Genomic DNA, 18,763 nt, shown 5'->3' with positions numbered 1-18,763 from the left:
GCATGAGTATTTATCAATCTCAATGGGATCATTTGCGTTTGGCTTGGGAACAAGGGCGCAATCCGCAATCCATGCTGTTTGTGGGTGCTATGGATCGTGCTTTAGCTGAGTTTACCACGCAATTTACGATGCTGGTTTTATGCAAAGTATCTTCTGCCAATCCATGTCGCAAATGTATTGATTGCCAAATGGTTGCACAGGGCGAGCATCCTGATGTTCAATGGATTAAGCCGGAAAAAATTGGTGGCCCGATCAAAATTGATCAAATACGCGAACTACAAAGCTATTCCTATTTGACACCTCAGAGAGCCGCTCATCGTTTAATTATTATTGAGGCAGCGGATAGAATGAACATTGCTGCAGCCAACGCTTTATTAAAAGTGTTAGAAGAACCTGCAACACATACCTTATTTTTGTTAATGGCTCAACAGTTAAGTACAGTACTTCCTACGGTTTTAAGCCGTTGCCAAGTATTTCATTTTACGCCAGTTATGGATTTGGCGGCTACAAACCTTCTAACTCTGGGAGAACGTTATTCCCAGGAGTCTGAGCAAGCTCTAATTATTCATCAGGCAGAATCGATTTTAGATGGATTAATTGCGGTAATTGAAAAGAAAAGCCACCCATGTGTTGTAGTACCACAATGGGCTGAATTTGAGCTTAATACCATCTTATGGTTTCTTTATTTGGTTTATGCGCAAATTCAGAATATGTGGATTAATCAGCCGATACTAACTGGGCCAGCTGTTCAGCAGTTACAAAAATTGTCCAACTTGCTGAATCCTCTCGTTATTTTTTCTCAAATTGATAAAATAAACTTATTACGGCGCAAATTAAGCCATAACCTGAATGTAAATTCTACATTGGTTTTGGAAGATTTATTACTCGATTTATAGTGTGACAGGATGCAACAAATTAATTGCGTATTTGATAACCTTTTTTCTTTATATGCAGCTTACATGCCTTTTATAAAAGGCGGAGGCTTATTTATTCGTTCGCAGCATCATTATGAGTTGGGTGCCGAGCTCAGTTTGGTTGTAAACTTAATGCAGGAGGATGAACTTTATTGTGTTGATGCTAAAGTCGTCTGGATTACTCCGATGGAGGCTCAAGCCAGTCGATTTCCAGGAGTTGGCGTGCAATTTATCAATGAGCATGGCTGTGATTTACGTAGTAAAATAGAAATCTATTTAGCAGAAATGCTAAAATCACAGCAGGCAACAGATACTATCTAACACGGTTAAGTTTTAATAAGGTGATGGCAGTGAGTTGTACTTACACTGAAGCTACTTGGTTCCAAATGTAGGTTGGGCCGACGTGTTATTCATTATATTTACTTAAATTTTTGAGGTTATCAGCTTATGCTAGTCGATTCACACTGTCATTTAAATTTTCTGGATCTCACTGAGTTCAATCAAGATATGGCTAATGTTTTAGCACGAGCAAAAGAAAATGATGTACAGCATTTCCTTAGTGTTTGTGTGGAGTTAACCGATTATCCTGCACTGGAAAAGCTAGCAGCCGAATATTCTAATATCAATATTTCAGTAGGTGTTCATCCAAACACAGAGATGGACCAGCCGGTTACTGCAAAAATGCTTTGTGATTTAGCCGCAAATCCAGCTTGTATTGCGATTGGGGAAACTGGACTTGATTATTATCGCACCCATACAGAAGATGCACAGGAAGAGCAGCGTGACCGTTTTCGCGAGCATATTAAGGCGTCTTTAATTACTTCTAAGCCTCTAATTATTCATACTCGTCAAGCAGCGGAAGATACCATTAAATTAATGGCTGAAGAACATGCCCAAGATATAGGTGGGGTAATGCATTGCTTTGCTGAAAGTTTGGACATTGCAATGCAATCAATTGATTTAAATTTTTATATTTCATTTTCAGGCATTGTAACCTTTAAAAATGCAACTGCATTACAAGAGGTTGCACGTCAAGTGCCTCTAGATAGAATCCTTATTGAAACTGATTCGCCTTATTTGGCGCCAGTACCATTTCGCGGTAAGCAAAATCATCCTGCCTTGGTAAAGCATGTGGCGGAAGCTATGGCTCAGTTGCGTGGTATCAGTTATGAAGAGGTTGCCGAAGTGACTACTAGAAATTTTTATGAGTGTTTTAAATTAGCATAGGTTATAGGTTGGGGTTCTGTCCCATAATCAAGGTAAGAAAAACTATCTTGGCCGAATTCTCGCCGCTTGGGCAGATCAATAGACCAAGAGGATCCACCTATATTCAAAGAGAGCCTGAACAGAGGCGGACGGTCAATACCAATCTTAATTAGTGAGGAACTAATGACTCTATTTATAGGATTAATGTCGGGAACTAGCATGGATGGCATCGATGCAGCAATTGTTGATATTCCCTCAAATAAATTAATTTGCGGTATTACTAAAAAATACAGTGATGAGGTAATCCTCGGCCTAAATAAGCTACTCGATGGTTCTGATTTAAGTTTGGCTTTGATATGCCAATTGAATACCCTAGTCGGTCGCGATTTTGCACACGCAGTCAAGGAGGTTTTGCACGAAGCGGCCTTGAGTGCTAAAGATATTTGTGCGATAGGAAGTCATGGGCAAACCGTATGTCATAATACGGAAAGCAGTATTCCTTATACATTACAATTAGGTTGTGGGCATACCCTTTCTTCATTAACGGGCATTACTGTAATTGCAGATTTTCGTACGCGCGATTTAGTAAATGGGGGGCAGGGAGCACCTTTTGCACCTCTGTACCACCAAGAGCTATTCAGCAAACAATTTTCCCATGTTGCTTTAGTTAATATTGGTGGAATTGCTAATATTACTTTTATAAATGCTGGGCACGCCACGCGTGGCTGGGATGTTGGACCTGGAAATTGTTTGATGGATGCTTGGATTACTAAACACCAAGGTAAGTCATTTGATGCGAATGGCACTTGGGCGCAACAAGGAATGGTGATTCAACCTCTGTTAGATACGTTATTAGCTGATCCTTTTATTCAATTAACCGCTCCCAAAAGTATAGGTAAGGAATATTTTTCATTAGCTTGGTTAGAATCGCATTTAAAGCAAGCTTATAAAGCAGCGGATGTGCAGAAAACTTTATTGGCATTTACGGCACATCCCATTGCCGATGCAATGACCGATATGCATAAAGAGGTAAAAGAACTATTTTTGTGCGGAGGCGGCACGCATAATCTTGCGCTGAAGCAAATGATTCAAGATTTGCTACCGAAGGTTGTAGTAAAAAGTGTGGCCGAGGTAGGAGTAAGCCCCGATTATTTAGAAGCCATGTTGTTTGCTTGGTTGGCTGCGCAAACTGTCAATCAGCAACCAGTCGACCTAGGTGCTATAACTGGCTCACAAAAGCCTGCAATTTTAGGCGCGATCTATCCGAGTAGCTAGAGAGACGTAGCCGGTATTAGACGAAGTCGTACTACGGGCTACTCTTGTTTTATCAAGGTAAACCCATCAAATCTAACAAAATCATATTGACAAAGTAAATCGCTATAGGCTTAAATGAATGATCCACAACGGAGTGATTTGAAATTGAGCGCATATTACACTGAGAACACACATCAAAAAGAAAAGGGTAGTTTAACAACAGCTTATTTTATATTTTTCTTGGCGGCATCCTTTTATCTATACGAATTTATTTTGCAAGTGGCACCAAGCGTTATGGCAGAGCCCATGATGAAAACTTTTGGTGTGACCGGCGAAGGATTTGGGTTTATCTCAGCCTTTTATTTTTATGCTTATGCTCCTACCCAACTGCCAGCGGGGGTTTTATATGATCGTTATGGCCCTAGAAAGTTGATGACGGTTGCTATTCTTTTATGTGCTTTAGGGTCAGCCTTTTTTGCTTCGACAGATAGCGTATTTACTGCCTGTATTGGTCGTTTCCTCATTGGAATTGGCTCTGCATTTTCTTTTATTGGTGTCCTCGTACTGTTATCACGTTGGTTCCCTCCTCATTATTTCGCTATTCTGGCAGGTGTTGCCCAGCTAATGAGTTCAGTTGGGGCTATGTTTGGCGAAGTGCCTTTAGCTTATTTAATTCAGGGTGTTGGCTGGCGTAATGCAAGCTTTATCTTAGCCTTTGTTGGTTTCGTTTTAGCCGCATTTTTCTGGATGTATATTCGTGATTACCCGGATCAACAAAATCAGAAGGTCCCTGGGCATTACCTTCGCGATGAATGGAAGCGATTAGTTGCTGTGTGTAAACATGCGCATACATGGATTATCGGTAGTTACGCATTTGCAATTTGGACTCCAATTGCTGTATTCGCAGCCTTATGGGGTGTTCCTTTTCTTCAAGAAAAATTCCAAATTAGCGTAGTTGCGGCCTCAGCTTTATGCAGTATGATTTGGATTGGTATTGGAATTGGTAGTCCGCTATTGGGATGGCTTAGTGACAAGATTGAGAGCCGACGCATTGCGTTGATTACCAGTGCCGTTTTAGGATTAGTAGCCACGTTAATACTTCTTTATTTGCCTGGGCTTACTTATGGTTGGGCGCCTTTTGTTTTATTTGTTTTAGGCTTAGGTGCTGGTGGTCAAACTGTAAGCTTTGCGGTTGTAAAAGAAAATAATACGGCTGAATATGTAGGAACCGCGTCTGGTTTTAATAATCTGTCTGTATTAATTGGCGGTGCAATATTTCAACCTTTAGTGGGGTATATTTTACAACATACTAATTCTGGACATGTTGTGAATGGAGTACATGTATACAGCATATCAGGTTACCAAACTGCGTTATTGGTTATGCCATTATGTTTCTTAGCTAGTTTGCTAATCGCAACCTTCTTACTTAAAGAATCCCATCCAGCAAAGCAATGATGAACAATGATTAAGCCTAGCCTGGTTGCTTGCAACCAGGCTACATTATTTTAACGAATTATAATCCTAGCAGGCTTCTGCTGCTTCAGTTTTTACCGGTTTATGCATCCAAAATGCCAGCCCAGCAAAGGTAAAGAATACAAGCTGCATTAGGTTGCAATACAGTGCGAAGTGTAAGTTATTATGATCTTTATAGATGATATTTGCTGCTTCGGTTCCAAGTGCGCCAATAACCATAACACTTAAGCTCACTAATGCGGATGTGGTTCCTTTGCTTACGGAGGTAACAAAGAGGCAGAATCTATTGAGTGGTGCGTTAATCACACTTAAAGCAAAGAAATAAATAATGATCCCTGGCATCAGATAATGGTAATCATTTCCATACAGATAGGGTAAGACGGACGTTAATGCCGCCCCAATAGTCATAATTCCACAGCCTAAGTAAATGATTTTTTTAATTTCATACTTATAGGTTAACCTATGTAAAAACCAGTTACCTAATATTGTGGCGCCAAAAACGGGCAGCTGCCAAAGCCCATATTGGATTACAGTTAGTTTAGCCTCGACAGTTAAAATGATAGGTGATAAGGCAATCCAGGCAAGGCAGGGAATGCCCACGGTACCTATAGCCAAAGTTCCCATGACAAATACTTTATTGGTAAACAAGGCCTTGTAATTAGCAAAAACACGCTTAGCTGAAATCTTGGTTTTAGGAGTCAGCTCACCATTTGTCTTTTTTTGTCCAATAGGCTCTGGCATATAACGCCATAATCCCCACAGAGCAATCAAGGCGAATAGAGCAATAGAAATAAAGATATAACGCCAGGACATATAATGGATGACTACAGCCCCCAAAAGCGGTCCTAATAATGGTGCGAGAATCGTGGCATTGGCCATAATAGAAATAAGGCGAATAGCATCCATTTCGTCAAAAATTTCTTGAATGGTTGCATAACCAATAACACCAATAAAACATAGCCCCATGCCTTCAAAGAAACGGGCGGTCATAAATTGGCTCATTGAGTTTGAGCACGCAATAAATAGGGTAAAAATAAAAAATAAGCAGGCGCCAAGCAACATCATCGGGCGACGACCATATGCATCTGATATGGGCCCTAAGAATATTTGTAAGCTGGCTCCACCAAGAATATAAATGGTAAGCGAGGTTGCAACGGCAGATTCAGGCGCGTTAAATGCATGAGTAACACTAATCATACCGGGCATAATCATGTCATTAGCGATATACGTTAAGAACTCATACAGTACGAGAAAACATGCAAAAAGAGTGGCCTGTTTTTTAGTAATCGGAATTAATGGTTGGGACATAAAATAAGCCTTGTTTTGATGCTGCTTTACTGTTTTGATTAAGTCTTGGATGCTTTTATGTTGCGTTATACACTCATTATTTGGTGGTGGATATCAAGACTAAATGATTACTTAATGAACTAAAAGACAGTTTACTCGATTCTTGTCAGTAGATCAATGTGCAAATACTCATTCTCATGGTCTATTAATATCGCAAGGTGGCCTTTGTTGTAATCACCTGCTTCTTTTTTGTATCATTAGAGATTTTTCATCAAAAGGTAATCTCATGAAATGGCTTTTCTTTACCAGCGATAAAGGCGTTAAATATAGACTTAAAACAGGTTTAGCGGCTTATATTCTAAGCTTTCTTGATGCGGAGTCTTTGCAGAATGTATCTGCTATTTCTGAAGAATGGGACGAGTTAGTGATCTTAGCCCAGAACTACATGCGCTTACTTCCTCAAATCAACGAAATTCCCATGTTTTCCCAGCTAACTTTGGATATTTTAAGTCTCAAATTAATGACAGGTGGGATGACCAATGCGACTTACAAGCTTACGGTAGGTACTAATTATGAGTCAGAGAAACGTAAACGATGGGTGGTGCGTTTTCCTGGAGATGTCTCTTTATTTTCTGTTGACAGAAAGCATGAGCAAAATAATGCGCAGCAAACTTCTGAGTTAAAATTGAATGTTCCTGTTGCTTATTTTAATGGGGATTCCGGCGTGCAAGTGACTGAATTTATTGCAGGTGTAAAATCCCTTGATAAAAACAGGTTAGAACGCGCAGAAATATTAAAGACTTTGGCAGAAAAAGCAAAAGTACTGCATCAATCAAAGCAGTTTTTAAATACTACGGATGTATTTATACGTAATGCAGGTTTGTTAGCTACTTTGGAGGAAAAAAAATTTCCTTTTCCAGAGCGAGTAAATTTCATTGCTAAGAAAATGAATGAACTGCAAAAGCTTTTCTCCTCTTACCAAATTAATAAAGTACCTTGCCATAATGACTCAACTCCACTGAATTACATGCTGACCGATTCCGATCAGGGTGAAGTGATTTATCAGATTGACTGGGAATACTCAAGCAATAATGATTTTCTGTGGGATTTAGCTTATTTTGCAATTGAAGGCAAGTTATCGAAAGAACAGGAGCTAATCTATTTAGAGGCTTATTTCGGTGAAGGAATGGTGAACGAATCTTTTCTAGCTTGGTATCAGGTGTATAAACCCGTGATTGAGTGGTGGATTACTTTATGGGCCTGGATGCAATTAGCGTTTGAAGCTACTGCTGTAGATGTAAGTGAATATGCTAATTTAGGTGCGGAGCGTTATTTGCGCACTTTGGAGTATTTGGATAGTTCTGCGTTTTTACGAGCGTTGGAGTTTATTGAGTTAGATCATGCGATGGGTGAGTCGCCTGTCCCCAGATCTTTTTAAGCTAACAGCAAAATTGTAGTGTGAAACGTAGGCTGGGCTGTAAAGCCCAGCAAAAAGAGCTCATGCAAATTCCGAGGCTGGTTTTTACAGCCCAGCCTACATAAGGCAGGTGTAGAACTTTCCGAGATTTTTATGCCATATTCCCCAAAAACTCTTGTAAATGCAGCTTTTCATTCTCCGAACCTAAATATGACTTTAAGCGCTCAATCGAGTTTTGATATTCATCCTGATTAATTACACCACGGATTAATTCAAAGCGTAGAAACACACAAAAAGTATTGAGCACATCCGTTTCACAATAATCACGAATGCTTTTTATGTTTCCAGCAAAATATTGCTCCCATACTTTGGAGCCACTCATGCCCATTTTTCCCGGAAAACCTAACATACTGGATATTTCATCTAAAGGTGCAAAGGCTTTATTTTGATAACCGGCAATAAGGTCCATAAGGTCCATATGACGGTAATGAAAACGACTTAGATAATTATTCCAGCGGAACGCCTGATTATTTTCTCCAGACTCCCAATAGGTCGGGGCGGGAATACCATGGAGTAAGGCACGATAATGCAATACCGGTAAATCAAATCCGCTGCCATTCCAGCTAACTAAGGTAGGTGTGTGCTTATCAATTCCTGCAAAAAAACGAGTAATTAATTCTTTTTCATCCGATTTCTCATCACCTAGTGACCAAACCTTAATATGAGCGCCTTGGCTAAGAACTAAAGAAATAGTGCATATTCGTTGTAAATAGTGGGGAAGAAAATCATTACCTACTTTGGCACGTCTTAGGGCAAACATGGCCTGGGCAGTATCCTCATCAGATAATCCATGTAAATCATATAGCTTACGTCCAGATTCAATGTCCGGAATGGTTTCAATATCAAATACCAGAATGCTCATGGAAATTACTTATTCTTTTAGTGAGTTACAAAGGCAAATAGTATCATGCAAGCTAAAGGAGGCAACAGTCATTTAATTTATATTTGCATAGATTGTACGAATTAAATTTGTTAAAATCTTCCTTTTTCTTATTTGATCGTTTATGGAATCTTTGTTTCAATTTAAGAAGTTAAACCTTATATTGTTGCCTTTATTTGTTACAGTGCTGACTGCTTGTGTCAGTAGACCTCCTTCAGATTTGAATAATGTCTGTAACATATTTAGAGAATATCCAAAATGGTATACTCATGCTAAAGATGTTGAGTATCGATGGAAGGTTCCCGTTCCAGTGCAAATGGCTATTATTCATCAAGAGTCAAAATTTGATGCACATGCAAAGCCACCACGTAAAAAATTACTTGGATTTATTCCTTGGAAGAGACCTACCACAGCTACAGGCTATGCCCAAGCATTGCATGGAACCTGGAATGAATACAAACAGAATAATGGTGGATTATTATCTTCCCGTCATAATTTTTCTGATGGAGTTGATTTTATTGGTTGGTACGCTAATCAGGCTAATCGACGCGCTGGAGTTAATCGAGCAGATGCCTATAATCTTTATCTCGCTTATCATGAGGGAGTAGGGGGTTATATGCGCAAGTCTTATTTGAGAAAAGGATGGTTAATGCCGGTGGCGCGTAAAGTTAAAGCACGCTCACAACTTTATGCAATGCAGCTGCATTCTTGCCGGGGAAGCCTAGAGAGGCGTTCCTGGTTTTAATTTTATGGTAAATTTTGCTTTATTTTTGAAGCAGAATTTAAAAGAGACCCAATATTTCAACTAGTCTTGGGTATAAACGTATAAAAAGTGATGTATACTCAGATGAATCAAACTGAGCTATATCCTAAGGAGTTTTTTGATGCGATTAATGCTTTTGGGTGGTCCAGGGGCCGGAAAAGGGACCCAGGCTTTACGAATAATTGAACGCTATAAAATCCCACAAATTTCAACGGGTGATATGTTGCGTGCAGCTATTGCGCAAGGTACCCCATTAGGTTTAAGCGCTAAAAAAGTTATGGAAGCAGGTGGTCTTGTTTCCGATGACATTATCATTGGTTTAGTCAAAGAGCGTTTAAAGCAGAGTGATTGTAAAAATGGCTTTTTATTTGATGGTTTTCCTAGAACTTTAGTGCAAGCTGATGCGTTAAAGCAAGCAGGGATTCATTTGGATCATGTCATTGAAATTGCGGTAGATGATAATGAAATTATCCGACGAATTAGTGGGCGTCGTATTCATCAACCATCTGGCCGTGTTTACCATGTCGTTAATCAACCACCAAAACAAGAAGGTTTGGACGATGTTACTGGTGAGCCCTTAATTCAGCGTGAAGATGATAAAGAGGAAACCGTAAAAAAACGTTTGGACGTATACCGAAAACAAACAGCGCCGTTAATTAATTATTACAAAACCTGGGCAGAAAGTGGTGATCACGATGCTCCAGCTTTCCATAGCGTTTCTGGTAGTGGTAATGTAGATGATGTATTTCATAAAATTATTAACTCTATTGAAGCTAAGGAAGAGCTATGCCCTGCGAAAATGTAGTTAGTGCTGATTTTGAAGCATTAGTTAATGAAAACAAAATTGTATTTGTTGATTTTTGGGCTGGTTGGTGTGCTCCTTGCAAGCAGTTTGCAACGATTTATGAGCAAGTTTCGAGTCAATATCCACATATTAAATTTGTTAAAGTGAATATCGAAGCAGAGCAAGAGTTAGCAGATTTTTTCGAAATCCGCTCTATTCCACATTTGATGGTGTTTAAAGAAGGTATTGTTATTTACTCTAATGCGGGAAGCATGCCCGCATCAACCTTACATGAGTTAGTTGAGCAGGCTGTTGCTGCGGATGTTAGTGCAATAAAGGCTCAGTTTGAAGAGGATGATAAGCAATAATACTTTCAATATAAGCAGCCAGTTCTTTTTTTCTGGCTGCATTCAGTGTTAAATCAAGCTTAGTTCGACGTATCAAGACGTCCTCACTACTGCGAGCCCATTCTTCCAATATTAGATAATCTACTTCAGCCTGGTACAAACCTGAACCATAGTTTTTTCCTAAAGATTTTTCACTTGTGCTCAATGAGAGAAATTTTTCCATGTGGCTTCCATAGGTATACAAATAGCGCTGTAGTAATTCTTTATCCATCCATGAATATTTCTTTTGTGCATATTGAATGTATTGGGAAAAATCCATGGTTCCAAATGTCGCTCCGGGTAAGGGGGCATTTGCAGTGATGGATGGTTTTAGATTAGGAAAAACAGCGCCAAATTGGTTAATTGCTTCTTCTGCTAATTGCCTGTAAGTGGTTATTTTTCCACCATAAATGGTAATTATAGGAGCAGGTTTAAGTTGAAATTCATAATTATAATCTCGGCTTAAGGAACGAGCTTCCTTACTTTCATTGGCTAATAAAGCGCGAACGCCACTCCAAGTGTAGACTATATCATTTGCGGATATTTTAGTTCTGAAGTGTGTATTCACTAATTTAATTAAATAATCAATTTCTTCATCACTAATGCGAATCTGTTCCAGTGGTTCATCTAGCGGCACGTCCGTCGTGCCTATCATGCTGTACCCATGATAGGGGATGACAAAAATAACCCGCTTATCTTCATGCTGTAAAAAATAAGCGTGCTCACCCTCATATAACTTAGGCACTAGAATATGACTGCCTTTAACTAAGCTAATTTGTTGCTGATCAGGGATATGTGTGAGTTGTTCGACCGATTTAACCCAGGGGCCCGCTGCATTGATTAGTGTTTTAGCCTGGATGGCGTAGGTTGGACCTGATTGCGGTTGTATGGTTACAAGCCATAAATTATTAACCACTTGGGTTTTGATGACAGTGGATTGTGTATGAATGGTTGCGCCGTGCAGTTTGGCTTGAAGTGCATTCGCAATGGTTAGGCGTGCGTCATCCGCCGCGCCGTCATAAAATAAAAAGCCGCGTTCCAGTCCTTCTTTTAAAGGGGAAAAATACAGCGGTTGTTTTTTTCTGTTGATACTTTTGCATTTAGGTAAGCGGTTTTTACTGCTTAAGTGATCATACAAAAATAAACCTAATCGCAAAAACCAAGAGGGCCGCATGTGTTTTTCATAGGGTAAAACCAGTGGCTGAGCACGCACCAAGTGAGGAGCTAAATCAAAAAGGCGCTGCCGTTCGGTCAATGCTTTCCTCACTAGGGTAAATTCGTAATTTTCTAAATATCTTAAGCCGCCATGGACCAATTTGGTACTATTAGAGGAGGTTTTGGACGCCAAATCATCTTGTTCTATAAGAACAACAGACAGGCCTCTTAAGGCCGCATCAGCAGCACAACCGCAACCGTTGATGCCGCCACCAATAATTGCAACATCAAAAACTTGATCCATGTTTTGGTCTCCATAAAAAAAGATTACACTTATTACTATAACTTAGTAATAAAAAACAAGGAATGCCAAGACGATGAACTATTTACTTGCTATTGATCAAGGAACCAGCAGTACACGTGCAATGATTTATACTTTAAGCGGCGAATTAATCGCTTGTAGTCAGTATTCATTAACACAGTATTATCCTGAGGCAGGGTGGGTAGAACATGATCCTGAGGAAATATGGTGTAAAACATTAACCGCATTACGTGATATGGTTGCGCAAGTACCTCTAGATGCTATTCTCGCCTGTGGTATTACTAATCAACGAGAAACAACGGTCATCTGGGATAAAAATACGGGTGCTTGCCTGGCTCCTGCAATTGTTTGGCAAGATCGAAGAACCGCCGAATATTGTCAGGCATTTTCGTCTGAAGCATCAGTGATTCAGGAAAAAACAGGATTGCTTCCAGATCCTTATTTTTCAGCGAGTAAACTTAATTGGTTATTAAAAAATAACTCGCAAGCCAGGCAGCTTGCTGAGAAAGGTGAGTTGGCATTTGGTACCATAGACAGTTTCCTTATTTGGCGATTAACGAAAGAGCATCGCCATTTAACTGATGTCACAAATGCCTCCAGAACCATGCTTTTTAATATTAAAACCGAGCAATGGGATAAGGATTTATTAACGCTATTTTCAATTCCTGAATCAGTGCTTCCAGAGGTTTATGCCAGTGATAGCCATTTTGGAGTAATTGATAAACAATGGCTGGGCATTGAGCTACCGATTACTGGCGTTGCTGGGGACCAACAAGCGGCTTTAGTAGGGCAAGGCTGCTTTACTTCGGGCATGGTCAAAGCAACTTATGGTACTGGTGGTTTTTTGCTATTAAATACAGGACCTAAACCAGTAGCGTCGCAACATAAATTATTAACAACCATTGCGTATAAAATTAAGGGTGAGACCATTTATGGTTTGGAAGGAAGCCTTTATCACGCAGGGACTACGGTAAAGTGGTTACGTGATGAGATGAAGATTATTAGCAATGCTGATGAAACAGAGGCTTTAGCTCGCTCTTTAGAGGGCAATGATGGGGTTTATTTAGTTTCTTCCTTTACAGGCTTAGGTGCACCTCATTGGTTATCAAATCCTGGTGCCGCAATGTTTGGCTTATCTCTTTCCAGTACGCGAGCTCATTTTGCACGAGCAGCGTTAGAGGGGGTCTGTTATCAAACGCGAGATGTCCTTCTCTGTATGCGCGAAGACAGTCACCTAGATTTGTCTTTATTATGTGTTGATGGAGGCATGGCCGCAAATAGCTGGTTTTTGCAGTTTTTAGCTGATCAATGCCAACTGCAAGTGCAAAAGCCTAAAGATATAGAAACTACGGCGAAAGGCGCTGCTTTATTGGCGGCATTAGGTTGTGGGATATTTAGCTCGCTTGATGAAGTACGTGCTACTTGGGCTATTGAACAGTGTTTTTATCCCGAACGTAGGCATGAAATCGTAGAGGCAGATTATCAGGGTTGGCAGCAGGCATTAGCAAAGCTAGGTATGTTAAAGGGATAAATTACCAGAGGGAAGTTAAGGCTATAATGGTCGTACCAATTTATTGATGAGAGTAGGCTGGGCTGTAAAGCACAGCCTACATCCTGGCTATTAATACGACTAAGGAACGTCGCGAGTTTTTTCGCCAGTATAAAGCTGACGTGGTCTGCCAATTCTTGATTTAGTGGCAACCATTTCCATCCAGTGGCTCATCCAACCTACAGTTCTTGCTAAAGCAAAGATTACTGTAAACATGTTTGTTGGAATACCAATAGCGCTTAATGTTAAGCCTGAATAGAAGTCCACGTTTGGATAAAGCTTCTTCTCAATGAAGTAATCATCTTCAAGGGCAATACGCTCTAATTCCATTGCTAGTTTGAATAAAGGCTCGTCTTTTGCTCCAACGGCTTCTAAAACATCATAACAGGTTTGACGCATTACTTTAGCTCTTGGATCATAGCTCTTGTACACGCGATGACCAAAGCCCATTAATCGGAATGAATCGTTTTTATCTTTAGCACGTTTAATGTAGTGCTCAATACGGCTTACATCACCAATTTCTTTAAGCATATTCAAACATGCTTCGTTTGCGCCACCATGAGCGGGGCCCCATAGAGCACCAATACCTGCAGAAATACATGCGAAAGGATTTGCACCAGTTGAACCTGCTAGACGAACAGTCGAAGTAGAGGCATTTTGTTCATGGTCTGCATGCAATATGAAAATAGTATCTAATGCTTTAACTAAAACAGGATCCGGAGTAATTTCTTCGGAAGGAACCCCGAACATCATATGTAAAAAGTTTTCTGCATAAGACATTTTATTTTTCGGGTACATGTAAGGCAAACCAGTGGAGTATTTATAACTCATGGCTGCTAATGTAGGCATCTTAGCAACAAGACGAATTGCAGAAATAAAACGGTCTTGAGCATTATTTAAGTCCATGGTGTCATGATAAAAAGCAGATAAGGCGCCAACCATACCTACCATAATAGCCATTGGATGTGCATCACGTCGGAAACCGTTTAAGAATTGGTACATTTGTTGATGTACCATAGTGTGGTTATTAATCAAACCGACAAAGTCTTTTTTCTCTGCTGTATTGGGTAATTCACCATTCAACAAGAGGTAGCAGACATCAAGGAAATCTTTCTTTTCTGCCAATTGTTCAATTGGATATCCTCTGTACAGCAAAATACCATCATCACCATCGATATAAGTGATTTTAGATTCACAAGATGCTGTAGAAAGAAAACCCTGATCGAAGGTAAAGACACCACTTGACCCTAATTGAGTAATATCGATAACATCATTACCCATAGTAGGTGTATAAATTGGTAACTCTAATGTCTCGTGGCCTTCAATGCTAAGTTTTGCTGTTTTATTAGTCATTGCTTCTCCTGTTTCTAAGCATCGTAATTTTTATTGTGCGCGGCACTATATACAAAATTAACACGTGCAGTCAATTTAAACCTACTCTAATCCACTATTATGGTAGAGTTTTATAAATAATGACAGGGAAAATATGAATTATATTTTACCGAGAAAGGCCCCATTTTTGTTTAAAATTACATTTTTTCAGCGCTTGATTCAATTACCTCCGACGGTATGTTATCCTTTACCGCAGAATTTATCATAAGGATACATCCAGACCATGGTTTATCTAGCTAAAGAAGTCTTGCCAGTTAATATTGAAGACGAATTAAAGCAATCCTATTTGGATTATGCGATGAGCGTTATCGTAGGTCGGGCCTTGCCTGATGTGCGTGATGGATTAAAACCGGTTCACCGACGCGTACTTTATGCGATGAGTGAATTGGGGAATGATTGGAATAAGCCCTATAAGAAATCTGCTCGTGTAGTAGGGGATGTTATCGGTAAATACCACCCCCATGGTGATACAGCAGTATACGATACTATTGTACGTATGGCTCAGCCATTCTCGATGCGTTATCTTTTGGTCGATGGTCAAGGTAACTTTGGGTCGGTCGATGGCGATGCTCCAGCTGCAATGCGTTATACCGAAGTAAGAATGTCAAAGGTAGCACATGCGTTACTCGCCGACTTAGAAAAAGAGACCGTTGATTTTAGTCCAAACTATGATGAGACTGAGTTTGCTCCTGTGGTTTTACCTTCACGAGTACCCAATTTATTAGTAAATGGGTCTTCAGGTATTGCAGTAGGGATGGCAACAAATATTCCCCCACATAACTTAACAGAAGTTGTTAATGCCTGTATCGCCTTAGTTGATAATCCTGAATTAAGTCTGGATGAAATAATGGAAATTATTCCAGGCCCAGATTTTCCTACTGCAGCGATTATTAATGGTAGAGCTGGAATTATCCAAGGTTATCGTACTGGTAAAGGCCGTGTAGTTATTCGTGCTCGCACTGAGATTGAAACGGACGAAGACACCAATCGCCAGGCAATTATTATTCATGAGTTACCTTATCAGGTAAACAAGGCACGCTTAGTTGAGCGTATTGCTGAATTAGTCCGTGATAAGAAAATTGAAGGAATTTCTGGTCTTCGTGATGAGTCGGATAAGCAGGGAATGCGAGTTGTTATCGAATTGAAGCGTAATGAAGTTGCCGACGTGATTCTAAACAACTTGTTTGCCCATACCCAAATGCAAAACGTATTTGGTATTAACATGGTTGCTTTGGTTGATGGTCAGCCACGCACATTGAATTTAAAAGAAATTCTAGAGTACTTCATTAGACACCGTCGTGAAGTAGTTACTCGCAGAACCTTATTTGATTTGAAAAAAGCAAGAGCACGGGCTCATTTATTAGAAGGATTAGGTATTGCCTTGGCTAATATTGATGAGATGATCGCACTGATTAAGCAATCGCCCACACCGCAAGATGCAAAAGTTTCCTTATTAGCTAAGGAGTGGCAGCCAGGTATGGTTAAAGCAATGCTTGAGCGCGCGGGTTCTGATGCATCAAGACCGGACGATTTAGCTGCTGAGTTTGGTTTAGGGGCTACAGGATACAAATTATCTGAAGCACAAGCGCAAGCAATACTTGAGTTACGTTTACATCGTTTGACCGCTTTAGAACAAGACAAGATTCTTGGTGAGTTTGAAGAGTTATTAAAAGTAATTAAAGAATTGCTGGACATTCTGGCTTCACCTGAACGACTGATGCAAGTGATTCGTGATGAGTTAGTTGATATTAAAGTCCAATTTGGAGATGAGCGTCGTACTGAAATTACCGCATCTCAAGAAGACTTAACGATAGAAGATTTAATTACTGAAGAAGATGTTGTGGTTACTTTATCGCATCAAGGCTACGTGAAGTATCAGCCTATAAGTGCTTATCAAGCACAACGTCGCGGCGGCAAAGGTAAGTCAGCAACGAACGTTAAAGACGAAGATTTCGTTTCACGTTTAGTGATTGCAAGTACTCATGATACCTTGTTGTGCTTCTCAAACCACGGCAAATTGTATTGGTTGAAGGCTTATCAGCTACCTTTAGCCAGTCGAATTTCAAGAGGTAGACCGATTATTAACATTCTTCCATTGGCAGAGGGCGAGGAAATTAATGCCATGTTGCCTGTTCGAGTCTATCAGGAAGGATTTTATGTCTTTATGGCTACTCGGAATGGTACGGTGAAAAAGGTTCCTCTCAATGCCTTTAGCAGACCACGTTCTAATGGAATCATCGCAATTGATTTAGAAGAAAATGATCGCTTGGTTGGAGTTGATATTACTGATGGTACCAAGGACATTATGTTGTTTACTGATACGGGCAAGGTTATTCGCTTTGATGAATCAAAAGTAAGATCTACAGGTCGTACTGCTCGTGGTGTACGTGGTATTCGTATTGAAGAAGACCAATCCGTAATCTCATTGATCGTTGCTCATCCTAATGGAACCATCCTAACTGCAACTGAAAATGGCTACGGAAAACGTACTGCAATCGAAGAGTATCGTGTTTCTGGTCGTGGAGGGCAGGGGGTTATCTCTATTCAAGTGACGGAACGTAACGGGAAAGTAGTTCGTTCGGTTCAAGTGAATGATAATGACGAAGCGATGCTGATTACTGATAAAGGAACCTTGGTACGTTTCCGAGTTAATGAATTGTCGATCATTGGACGAAATACTCAGGGGGTTCGCTTAATTAACGTCAGCTCCGGCGAGTCAGTCGTTGGTATGCAAAAAATTGAAGATTTAGGTGAAGGTTCTGAAGAGCTAGAGGATAATCTGGACGAGGAAGGTTCATTAGAAATCGAAAATAACGATGATCATGATGACAACCAGGACCTATAATTTCGGTGCCGGTCCTGCAATGCTTCCTGAGTCTCTGTTAAAAGAGGCCCAGGAAGAGCTTCTTGATTGGAATAATACGGGGATGTCGATTTTAGAGATAGGCCATCGAACCCCGGAGTTTATGTCTCTTTTAGAGCATGCTGAACACACACTAAGATACCTATTAGGTATACCACAAAATTATCAGGTTTTATTCCTAGGTGGTGCTGCTCGTACGCAGTTCGCCATGATTCCCATGAACTTTTTACATCCCGATGAGGAAGCTGGCTATTTGGACACGGGAATTTGGTCTCATATCGCACTTCTTGAAGCACAACGATTAAAAAAAGCTTATTGTGTGGCAAGTGATGAGGCAAATGGCTACAAGTCTATTCCCGACTCTAAGCGATGGGAGTTAAAAGAAAATACTAGTTATTTGTATTACACCCCGAATGAAACGGTTAATGGCGTTCATTTTCCTTTTGTTCCAAAGGCCAAAGGGCTTACTCTAATTGCCGATATGACTTCCTGTTTGTTGAGTGAGCCGATTAATATTCGTGATTACGGTTTGATTTTTGCTGGCGCACAAAAAAATATTGCTAATGCTGGCTTAACGGTGGTGATTGTTCGCGATGATTTATTAACAAAAATTCCAAATCCACCTGTTCCTACTATGTTTGATTATAAATTTCAAACGGAACAGCATTCACTGTATTCAACACCACCTGTTTTTAATTGTTATTTGGCATCCAAAATGTTTGATTGGGTTAAAGCCCAAGGCGGAGTTGATGCTCTGTATGAAGTAAATTGTAAAAAAGCAGCTAAATTATACCAATATTTAGATGCAAATGATTTTTATACTACTCATGTTGATAAAGAAGCACGCTCAATAATGAATGTCTGTTTTTCATTAAAGAATCCTGAGCTTGAGGATCAATTCATACATCAGGCACAATTGCATGGTTTAAGTGCTTTAAAGGGACATCGTTTCGTCGGCGGAATTCGTGCTAGTCTTTATAATGCCATGCCGATGTCTGGCGTTGATGCCTTAATTGAGTTTATGTCTGAATTTGCAAGGAAAAATTGCTCGTGAAAAG

The 18,763-nt window shown here is 40.0% G+C and carries 16 protein-coding genes; 12 read left to right on the top strand and 4 right to left on the bottom strand.

Annotated features, from left to right (window positions below; genetic code table 11):
- Nucleotides 1-2: 2 nt before the first annotated feature.
- From E1P08_RS02385 to E1P08_RS02365, 5 genes are all read left to right on the top strand, one after another.
- Nucleotides 3-896 carry a DNA polymerase III subunit delta' C-terminal domain-containing protein gene (locus E1P08_RS02385; RefSeq protein WP_133135412.1) on the top strand — a complete coding sequence of 298 codons (894 nt, stop codon included), beginning with the start codon at nt 3-5 and terminating at the stop codon, nt 894-896.
- A gap of 9 nt (nt 897-905) precedes the next feature.
- The gene (locus E1P08_RS02380; RefSeq protein ID WP_133135411.1) at nt 906-1,235 is read left to right on the top strand and encodes a PilZ domain-containing protein; all 330 of its coding nucleotides are present in this window, start codon (nt 906-908) and stop codon (nt 1,233-1,235) included.
- Nucleotides 1,236-1,361: 126 nt separating this feature from the next.
- The gene (locus E1P08_RS02375) at nt 1,362-2,141 is read left to right on the top strand and encodes a TatD family hydrolase (RefSeq protein ID WP_133135410.1); all 780 of its coding nucleotides are present in this window, start codon (nt 1,362-1,364) and stop codon (nt 2,139-2,141) included.
- A gap of 162 nt (nt 2,142-2,303) precedes the next feature.
- The gene (locus E1P08_RS02370; protein ID WP_133135409.1) at nt 2,304-3,395 is read left to right on the top strand and encodes an anhydro-N-acetylmuramic acid kinase; all 1,092 of its coding nucleotides are present in this window, start codon (nt 2,304-2,306) and stop codon (nt 3,393-3,395) included.
- 114 nt (nt 3,396-3,509) lie between these two features.
- Nucleotides 3,510-4,829, top strand: coding sequence for an MFS transporter (locus E1P08_RS02365; RefSeq protein WP_242602347.1), 1,320 nt, complete (start codon nt 3,510-3,512; stop codon nt 4,827-4,829).
- Nucleotides 4,830-4,895: 66 nt separating this feature from the next.
- On the opposite strand, the gene E1P08_RS02360 is transcribed toward E1P08_RS02365, so the two are convergent.
- On the bottom strand, nt 4,896-6,155 hold the full coding sequence (locus tag E1P08_RS02360) for an MFS transporter (RefSeq protein WP_133135408.1): 1,260 nt from the start codon (nt 6,153-6,155) through the stop codon (nt 4,896-4,898).
- Nucleotides 6,156-6,420: 265 nt separating this feature from the next.
- Here E1P08_RS02360 and E1P08_RS02355 point away from each other — a divergent pair, with 265 nt between their 5' ends.
- Nucleotides 6,421-7,572, top strand: a complete 1,152-nt coding sequence (locus E1P08_RS02355; protein WP_133135407.1) for a phosphotransferase family protein — start codon at nt 6,421-6,423, stop codon at nt 7,570-7,572.
- 130 nt (nt 7,573-7,702) lie between these two features.
- Here E1P08_RS02355 and E1P08_RS02350 read toward each other — a convergent pair whose 3' ends face one another.
- Nucleotides 7,703-8,473 (bottom strand): 3'-5' exonuclease, encoded by a 771-nt coding sequence (locus E1P08_RS02350; protein WP_133135406.1) that lies wholly within the window; start codon nt 8,471-8,473, stop codon nt 7,703-7,705.
- A gap of 142 nt (nt 8,474-8,615) precedes the next feature.
- On the opposite strand from E1P08_RS02350, the gene E1P08_RS02345 reads away from it, so the two are divergent.
- The 3 genes from E1P08_RS02345 to E1P08_RS02335 all read left to right on the top strand — a co-directional run bounded on the left by E1P08_RS02345 (nt 8,616) and on the right by E1P08_RS02335 (nt 10,406).
- A complete protein-coding gene (locus E1P08_RS02345; protein ID WP_133135405.1) occupies nt 8,616-9,236 on the top strand; it encodes a transglycosylase SLT domain-containing protein in 621 nt (206 codons plus the stop codon).
- A gap of 139 nt (nt 9,237-9,375) precedes the next feature.
- Entirely contained in the window at nt 9,376-10,059 is a 684-nt protein-coding gene (gene adk / locus E1P08_RS02340; RefSeq protein WP_133135404.1) for an adenylate kinase, read from the top strand.
- On the top strand, nt 10,041-10,406 hold the full coding sequence (locus E1P08_RS02335; RefSeq protein ID WP_133135403.1) for a thioredoxin family protein: 366 nt from the start codon (nt 10,041-10,043) through the stop codon (nt 10,404-10,406). The genes adk and E1P08_RS02335 overlap by 19 nt, the downstream gene beginning before the upstream one ends.
- Here E1P08_RS02335 and glpD read toward each other — a convergent pair.
- On the bottom strand, nt 10,363-11,883 hold the full coding sequence (gene glpD / locus E1P08_RS02330; RefSeq protein WP_133135402.1) for a glycerol-3-phosphate dehydrogenase: 1,521 nt from the start codon (nt 11,881-11,883) through the stop codon (nt 10,363-10,365). The two genes, E1P08_RS02335 and glpD, sit on opposite strands and share 44 nt — an antisense overlap.
- A 73-nt stretch (nt 11,884-11,956) precedes the next feature.
- On the opposite strand from glpD, the gene glpK reads away from it, so the two are divergent.
- Nucleotides 11,957-13,432, top strand: a complete 1,476-nt coding sequence (glpK, locus tag E1P08_RS02325; protein WP_133135401.1) for a glycerol kinase GlpK — start codon at nt 11,957-11,959, stop codon at nt 13,430-13,432.
- Between the two features lie 99 nt (nt 13,433-13,531).
- On the opposite strand, the gene gltA is transcribed toward glpK, so the two are convergent.
- Nucleotides 13,532-14,803 (bottom strand): citrate synthase, encoded by a 1,272-nt coding sequence (gene gltA / locus E1P08_RS02320; protein ID WP_133135400.1) that lies wholly within the window; start codon nt 14,801-14,803, stop codon nt 13,532-13,534.
- A gap of 262 nt (nt 14,804-15,065) precedes the next feature.
- Here gltA and gyrA point away from each other — a divergent pair, with 262 nt between their 5' ends.
- A complete protein-coding gene (gene gyrA / locus E1P08_RS02315; protein ID WP_133135399.1) occupies nt 15,066-17,687 on the top strand; it encodes a DNA gyrase subunit A in 2,622 nt (873 codons plus the stop codon).
- Nucleotides 17,668-18,759: a 3-phosphoserine/phosphohydroxythreonine transaminase gene (gene serC, locus E1P08_RS02310; protein WP_133135984.1), complete on the top strand. Its 1,092-nt coding sequence runs from the start codon at nt 17,668-17,670 to the stop codon at nt 18,757-18,759. Before gyrA ends, serC begins: the two co-directional genes overlap by 20 nt.
- Nucleotides 18,760-18,763: the final 4 nt, after the last annotated feature.

The sequence above is a fragment of the Legionella rowbothamii genome, from assembly GCF_900639985.1.
GTDB classification, from domain to species: domain Bacteria; phylum Pseudomonadota; class Gammaproteobacteria; order Legionellales; family Legionellaceae; genus Legionella; species Legionella rowbothamii.
Note: the sequence above shows the minus strand (reverse complement) of the source record. Positions and strands in the feature narration are given on the sequence as shown.

What these genes read in the sequence shown, in the direction of transcription:
- glpD (WP_133135402.1), bottom strand. Translation starts at nt 11,883, where the DNA reads ATGGATCAAGTTTTTGATGTTGCAATTATTGGTGGCGGCATCAACGGT.
- serC (WP_133135984.1), top strand. Translation starts at nt 17,668, where the DNA reads ATGACAACCAGGACCTATAATTTCGGTGCCGGTCCTGCAATGCTTCCT.
- E1P08_RS02355 (WP_133135407.1), top strand. Translation starts at nt 6,421, where the DNA reads ATGAAATGGCTTTTCTTTACCAGCGATAAAGGCGTTAAATATAGACTT.
- E1P08_RS02375 (WP_133135410.1), top strand. Translation starts at nt 1,362, where the DNA reads ATGCTAGTCGATTCACACTGTCATTTAAATTTTCTGGATCTCACTGAG.
- E1P08_RS02380 (WP_133135411.1), top strand. Translation starts at nt 906, where the DNA reads ATGCAACAAATTAATTGCGTATTTGATAACCTTTTTTCTTTATATGCA.
- E1P08_RS02350 (WP_133135406.1), bottom strand. Translation starts at nt 8,473, where the DNA reads ATGAGCATTCTGGTATTTGATATTGAAACCATTCCGGACATTGAATCT.
- adk (WP_133135404.1), top strand. Translation starts at nt 9,376, where the DNA reads ATGCGATTAATGCTTTTGGGTGGTCCAGGGGCCGGAAAAGGGACCCAG.
- E1P08_RS02345 (WP_133135405.1), top strand. Translation starts at nt 8,616, where the DNA reads ATGGAATCTTTGTTTCAATTTAAGAAGTTAAACCTTATATTGTTGCCT.
- gyrA (WP_133135399.1), top strand. Translation starts at nt 15,066, where the DNA reads ATGGTTTATCTAGCTAAAGAAGTCTTGCCAGTTAATATTGAAGACGAA.
- glpK (WP_133135401.1), top strand. Translation starts at nt 11,957, where the DNA reads ATGAACTATTTACTTGCTATTGATCAAGGAACCAGCAGTACACGTGCA.
- E1P08_RS02385 (WP_133135412.1), top strand. Translation starts at nt 3, where the DNA reads ATGAGTATTTATCAATCTCAATGGGATCATTTGCGTTTGGCTTGGGAA.
- gltA (WP_133135400.1), bottom strand. Translation starts at nt 14,803, where the DNA reads ATGACTAATAAAACAGCAAAACTTAGCATTGAAGGCCACGAGACATTA.
- E1P08_RS02360 (WP_133135408.1), bottom strand. Translation starts at nt 6,155, where the DNA reads ATGTCCCAACCATTAATTCCGATTACTAAAAAACAGGCCACTCTTTTT.
- E1P08_RS02335 (WP_133135403.1), top strand. Translation starts at nt 10,041, where the DNA reads ATGCCCTGCGAAAATGTAGTTAGTGCTGATTTTGAAGCATTAGTTAAT.
- E1P08_RS02370 (WP_133135409.1), top strand. Translation starts at nt 2,304, where the DNA reads ATGACTCTATTTATAGGATTAATGTCGGGAACTAGCATGGATGGCATC.
- E1P08_RS02365 (WP_242602347.1), top strand. Translation starts at nt 3,510, where the DNA reads ATGAATGATCCACAACGGAGTGATTTGAAATTGAGCGCATATTACACT.